The sequence below is a fragment of the Mesorhizobium sp. M7A.F.Ca.CA.004.04.2.1 genome (assembly GCF_004022825.1).
Lineage (GTDB): Bacteria > Pseudomonadota > Alphaproteobacteria > Rhizobiales > Rhizobiaceae > Mesorhizobium.
This window is the reverse complement of the sequence record NZ_RZPH01000470.1, coordinates 1-4,475: the sequence shown is the minus strand read 5'-3', so window position 1 is coordinate 4,475 and position 4,475 is coordinate 1. Positions and strand designations below refer to the sequence as shown.

Below are 4,475 nucleotides of genomic sequence, written 5' to 3'. Positions count from 1 at the left end.
ACCTAGGTCTGTTTTCTGGCTGTCGATTCAGCCGGGAATTTGCCCAGCAGCGCATCGACCAGTTTTGCAAAGCCGATGCCCTTCGACGATTTGATCATCACCACGTCGCCCGGCTTGAGCGCGGCAAGCAGCACCGGCTTCAACTCCTCGACACCGGCGCGGTATTCCGTCTTGATCTCAGCCGGCAGCGCTTCTGCCAGCGCCCGCATTTCCGGGCCGCCGAGAAAGACGGTCCGCGTGCCCGTGCCGACGATGAGGTCGGCAAGGGCTGCATGCAGCTTGGCCGAATGGTCGCCAAGTTCGAGCATGTCGCCGAGCACGGCGATGCGGCGGCCCTCGCCCGTCACAGGCGTCGCGTTGAGCAATGCCATGGCAGCAGCCATCGATGCCGGATTGGCGTTGTAGCTTTCGTCGATCAGCGTGATCAGTCCACCTGGGTAGCTCGAAGTCGAGCCACCTGGGTGGCTCGAAGTCGAGCCACCGGGATGGCGCAGCACATGGCGCTTGCCGCGCCCGCGTTCGGCAGAGAGATCGGCCAGTGCTGAAGCCACCTTGTCGAGATCGGCGCCGACCAGATGCGCAGCACCCAGCACCGCCAGCACGTTCTGCACCATATGGCGGCCGGGCGCGCCGATCCGCGCCGCCACTTCGTGGCCGCCGATCCTGGCGATGATGTCGGAATGATCCGCATGCAGTTCGCATTTGGTGAGCTTGAAGGTAGAGCGCGCATTCTCGCCGAAGCCGTAGACGTGCTCGACACCGGCGGCATGGGCCATCTTGTCGAGCAGCTTGAAGCGCGCATCGTCGCGGTTGAGGATGGCGGCCCCCTCGGGCTCCAGCCCTTCGAAAATCTCGGCCTTGGCCTTGGCAATCTCGTCGAGATTGCGGAAAAAGCCGAGATGCGCCGCCGCGATCATGGTGACGATGGCGACATGCGGCCTCACCATTTTTACCAGCGGCCGGATTTCGTCGGGATGGTTCATGCCGATCTCGAATACGGCATAGTCGCAATCATCAGGCATGCGCGCCAAGGTCAGCGGCACGCCCCAGTGATTGTTGAAGGACTGCGCCGAGGCGTGCACCTTGCCGACGGCTTGCAGCACATGGCGCAGCGCTTCCTTGGTCGTGGTCTTGCCGGCCGAACCGGTCACAGCGATGATTTTCGCGCTCGAGCGGGCGCGCGACGCAATTCCAAGCTTTTCCAGTGCGACCAGCACGTCCTCGACGACGATGATCGGCGCCGTCAGCCGGCCGAGCGACGGCAGCTTGCCTTCGGCCACCACCAGCACGCCGGCGCCGGCCTTGATGGCGGCGGTGGCGAAGTCATGGCCGTCCATCGCCTCGCCCTTGATGGCGAAGAAGGCGTCGCCCGGCTGCAGGCTGCGGCTGTCGATCGAAATGCCGGAAATGCCTTCCGGCATCGGCCCCAACGGCCGCCCGTCCATGGCGGCAACCAGCGCCTCGCAGGTCCACAGCAAGCTCATGCGGCACGCTCCGTAAGTGCCGCGCGAACTTCCTCGTGATCGGAGAAATGCAAGGTCTCGGAGCCGATCGTCTGGCCTTCCTCGTGCCCCTTGCCGGCCACGATCAGCGTGTCGCCGGCATGCAGCATGGCAACCGCCTCGTGGATCGCCTGGCGCCGGTCGCCGATCTCGATGGCACCGGGGGCGGCGGCCAAAATAGCGGCGCGGATCGTTTTCGGCACTTCGGAGCGCGGATTGTCGTCGGTGACGATGACGACATCTGCAAGCCGCGTTGCAATCTCGCCCATGATCGGTCGCTTGCCGCGGTCGCGGTCGCCGCCGCAGCCGAACACGACGATGACGCGGCCGGTGGTGAATGGGCGCACCGAGGACAGCACGTTTTCCAGCGCGTCGGGCTTGTGGGCATAATCGACATAGACCGGCGCGCCATTGCCGGTGGTGCCGACGAGGTCGAGCCGGCCCGGGGCGCCCTTCAATTTCTCCAACGCCAACAATGCCTTGGCTACAGGTGTTCCCGTGGAAATGGCAAGACCCGCCGAAACCAGCGCATTCGAAATCTGGAAATCACCGGCCAGCGGCAGGTCGATCTCGTAGAGCACGCCATCGGCCTCGACCTCGGCCCGCTGGCGGTGGCGCTCGTGCTCGACCCGCTTCAGCCTGAGGAAATCGCCATGGCGGCCGACCGTCAGCACTTCGAGCCCGGCGGCCCGCGCCGCCTGAATCGTCGGTGCCGACCATGGATCGTCGGCGAAGATGACGGCCGGTGCGCCTTTCGGCAGCAGCGCATCGAACAGACGCAGTTTGGCGCGGTGATAGTCCTCGATGGTCGGATGATAGTCCATATGATCGCGGCCGAGATTGGTGAAGCCGCCGGCCGCCAGCTTCACACCGTCCAGACGGCGCTGGTCGAGCCCATGGCTGGAAGCCTCCATCGAAGCGTGGGTAACGCCGGCATCCGCCAATTCCCGCAGCAATTGATGCAGGGCGACCGGATCGGGTGTCGTCAGCGAGCCATAGTCGTTGCGCCCAGGCGCCACCACGCCAGTGGTGCCGATCGAAGCGGCGGCATAACCGGACTGCTCCCAGATCTGCCTGGTGAAAGCCGCGACCGAAGTCTTGCCGCTGGTGCCGGTCACCGCGACCATTATCTCAGGCTGCTTGCCGAAATAGCGGGCCGCACTCAGCGCCAACGCCAGGCGCGGATCGTCGACTGCCAATACCGGGACCGACAGCCCGGCAATGGTGCTGCCCTTGCCCGCTACGATCGCGGCCGCACCGCGCGCGGCGGCGTCGGCGGCATAAACGGCACCGTCGGCCTTGGTTCCCGCGAGCGCAAAGAAGACAACACCCGCTTTTACCTGACGGGAATCCGAAGAAATCCCTGTAACCTCCAGATCGACGGAAGCTATTCCCTCGACGGGCAGGATACCGGCTAGATCTCTGAGCTTCATCGAGTCCCGTTCACCGCAACAAAATAGCGCGCTGTTGCCGGCGCGCCCTAAGAATCACTGATAGGAAACCAGCGTTGCACCATTTTCATGGCTGAAATCTGGCTTCACGCCAAGCATGGCAGCTGAACGCCTGATGATATTGCCGGCCATGACCCCCGCATTTGCGGCCGCGACATCCGTCATGCCAGGCTTTTCCGGGTGCGGGGCATCGGCAATGGTAAACACCAGATACTGCGGATCGTCCATCGGGAAGGCGGCGACGAAAGTGTTGAAATTCAAGTCCTTGGAGTAGCGGCCATTGACGACCTTCTCGGCCGTTCCGGTCTTGCCACCAACGCGGTAGCCGGGGACTCTGGCGTTTCGGGCAGAGCCCTTCTCGGCATTGAGCGAATAGAGGTAGCGCATGCCTTCGACGGTCTTTTCGCTCACCACTTTCTTGGCGGTGGCCATCGCTTCCGCCTGCGTGCGCACCAAAAAGGTAGGGTTCATCAGGAAGCCGCCATTCATCAACGCCGCGCAGCCCACAGCCGCTTGCAGCGGCGTCGTCGACACGCCATGGCCGAAGGCGATGGTGAATGAATTGACCTGTTTCCAGACCTTCGGTTCAGTCGGACGGGCAGTCTCCGGCAATTCGGTCTGCATCCTGTCCAGAAGGCCAAGGCGATGCAGGAATTCGCGATGGCCCTCGATGCCGACCATCTCGGCTTCCCTGGCCGACCCGATGTTGGACGAATAGAGGAACACCTCCGGCAACGACAGCACACGGTTCTTGCCGTGGAAATCGTGAATGGCCTGATGGCCGACGCGGATTGGATGCGAAGCATCGAAGCGGCTCGCCATCGTCGCCTTGCCGGAATCGAGCGCCATGGCTGAGGTGAAGCTCTTGAAGGTCGAGCCCATCTCGTAGAGGCCCGCCGACATGCGATTCAGCCGGTCCTTGTCCTGTGCATTGTAGGGATTGTTCGGATCGAAATCCGGCACCGAGGCCATGGCCACCACTTCGCCGGTCTTGACGTTGAGCACGACGGCGCCGGCGCCCATGGCACGATAGCGCTCCAGGCCGGCGGCGATCTCGTCGCGCACCACATGCTGCACGCGCAGATCGATCGAAAGCTTTACCGGCTTGAGATCCTTGGCAATGGCAAGGCCCGATGCCTGCAGGTCGCTCAAGCCTTGCTCGTCGACATATTTCTCCATTCCGGAGATGCCCTGGTTGTCGATGTTGGTGAGGCCGACAATGTAGGACGAGGTCTCGCCGCTCGGATAGAAGCGGCGCTTTTCGGTACGGAAGCCGAAACCGGGAATGCCGAGTTGCATGATGTCGGACTGTTGCTTGGGCGTCAGCTGCCGCTGCAGCCAGACGAAACCGGCGCCGCTCTTCAGCTTGTGGTAGGTCTGCTCATAGTCGATGTCCGGAAGCACCGTCGACAGCTTCTCGATCGCCTCGTCGGCGTCGACAATCCGGCGTGGTTCTGCAAACAGCGACGCTGTCTTGATATCCGTGGCCAGCACTTCGCCGTTGCGGTCGACGATGTCGGGC

Annotated in this window: 3 protein-coding genes; all 3 read right to left on the bottom strand. The window is 63.3% G+C overall.

Annotation, left to right across the window (positions count from 1 at the left end):
* Positions 1 to 2: 2 nt before the first annotated feature.
* Positions 3 to 1,484, bottom strand: a complete 1,482-nt coding sequence (locus EN893_RS20245; protein ID WP_127269411.1) for a UDP-N-acetylmuramoylalanyl-D-glutamyl-2,6-diaminopimelate--D-alanyl-D-alanine ligase — start codon at positions 1,482 to 1,484, stop codon at positions 3 to 5.
* The gene (locus EN893_RS20240) at positions 1,481 to 2,935 is read right to left on the bottom strand and encodes a UDP-N-acetylmuramoyl-L-alanyl-D-glutamate--2,6-diaminopimelate ligase (RefSeq protein ID WP_127269410.1); all 1,455 of its coding nucleotides are present in this window, start codon (positions 2,933 to 2,935) and stop codon (positions 1,481 to 1,483) included. The genes EN893_RS20245 and EN893_RS20240 overlap by 4 nt, the downstream gene beginning before the upstream one ends.
* Before the next feature lie 54 nt (positions 2,936 to 2,989).
* A partial coding sequence (locus EN893_RS20235) for a penicillin-binding protein 2 (RefSeq protein WP_164900978.1) occupies positions 2,990 to 4,475 on the bottom strand: 1,486 nt, incomplete at its 5' end.